Source organism: Campylobacter sp. US25a (genome assembly GCF_004379075.1).
Classification (GTDB): domain Bacteria; phylum Campylobacterota; class Campylobacteria; order Campylobacterales; family Campylobacteraceae; genus Campylobacter_D; species Campylobacter_D jejuni.
The window spans coordinates 1-1,818 of the sequence record NZ_RYYM01000042.1 but is presented as its reverse complement, the minus strand read 5'-3'; the positions used below and the strand labels follow the sequence as shown (position 1 = coordinate 1,818).

Sequence of the window (1,818 nt, the reverse complement as noted above, 5' to 3'; positions counted from 1 at the left end):
CTTTTTGTTTCTTCTTGTTCTTTTATGATAAAACATTTTGCTTTTGGCCAAAAATAACTTTTAGGATTTTCAAATTTTCCCCAACGCCAATCAAATCTAGGATGTAAAAGAACTATAGTAGGAATATCCATAGCTAAGCTTAAATGCGCTATAGCACTATCAATACTAAGCATACAGTCAATATCATATAAATAATTTAGAGTATCATTCCAATTTTTTATAAGCTTGCTTCTATCTTCTATTACCTTAGGCAATTCTTCTTTTAATTGCATTTGAAAAGAAATGATTTCATAATCTAAGTCTTTTAATACATCAAATAAAAATTCAAATTTTACATTTCTTAATAAATCAGAATTTTCAGCATTAGGAGTAGCATAAAAAATACCAAGTTTTTTTCTTTTATTATGCGGTTTTTTCTGTGGCAATATAGGTGTTTTTAATCGTGAAATCTCATCAAGCTTAATATCAATAAAAAAAGGCAAAGAACAAATAGGAATAGCATAATCAAAATTTGTAGGTAGATTTTTTAAAACCTTTACATTTTTAAAAATATCATCATTTTGATTTAAAAATTTGATTTGATTTTTAAACATTTCATACATGGCACTTTGAGGAGCAAATAAAACCTTTGAAGCGATTTTGCAAAGTTTTTCTAAGCATCTTGCATACATTATAGTATCGCCAAAGCCTTGCTCGCAAAATACTAAAACTTCTTTATTTTTAAAAGCATCAACGCCAAATTTATTAAAAGCTTTTAAGCTTTCATTATAATGATAAGTAGAAAAAGTTTCATTATGAGCATAAAATAATCTGCTTTCATAATATTTCTTGCCCTCTTCAAAATTATCATCCACTCCCATACGCATCAAAAGATAAGCCAAATCAAATTGATAGGTTGCATGAGAATCCAAACTAAGACATTTTTTATAAGCATAATAAGCTTCTTGATAGTTTGAATTAAATTCTAAGACCTTAGCATAGTTTTGCCAAAACTGTGCATGGTGTTGATTGGCTTCTTGTAGTGATTGAAAAAGTTCTAAAGAATCAGATATTCTAAAAAGCTTAAAAAGCAAGTATGCTTTTTGGGGTAAAATTTGATGAGTTAAAAAATCTTCTATTTTAGAAATAGTAAGATTTTCTTTGGTTTTACTATGAAGCCTATCTTCGAGTTTAATTAAATTAAGATTGGTTTGTTCAGCAATGATTCCTTTTTGTAGTTTATCAATCAAATCTTGCATAAAATGACACAAGTGCTCATGTGCATTTAATGCCTTGGTAAAATCATGTTTAAAATAAATTTCTGCATAATTTTTCCATAGATTAAGATTATACATATCTTTAGAAAGTAATTCTTTGAAAATTTGTTCAGATTCTTCTAGTTTATTACTCAGTTTATAAATAAAAGCCAATTCTAACTTAAGTTCATCTTCTAAATCATCTTTGCGAGTTAAAAGTGTTTGTAATAAATTCAAGGCTTCATCAAGTCTTAAATTTTCAATATAGCTTTTAGCAAGCATAAGACCATTAAAACTTGTAGGATTTAAAGAAAAAAGCTCTTGAGCATAATATAAAGCTTTTTGAAAAAGAGAAAGTTTATAAGAAGAAAGCATAGCAAATTCTAAAGCAAATTTTGGACTTTCTTTTAAAAATTGCTCACTCAAGTTTAAACATTTTTCATAATTAGCATTAAAATAATAATAATGAATTTTATCAAACATATTTTTCCTTGATAGTTACATTAAAATCCAATATTATCTTATAAGTTGCATAAAAAGATAATTATATTTTTATAAAATTAAATAATAAAACAAAAATAAA

1 protein-coding gene is annotated in these 1,818 nt (G+C 25.8%); it reads right to left on the bottom strand.

The window, feature by feature from the left end; genetic code table 11:
• Nucleotides 1-1,718, bottom strand: a 1,718-nt coding sequence (locus tag ELQ12_RS09535; protein WP_134264743.1) for a hypothetical protein, incomplete at its 3' end; no start/stop codon positions are given.
• Nucleotides 1,719-1,818 lie beyond the last annotated feature (100 nt).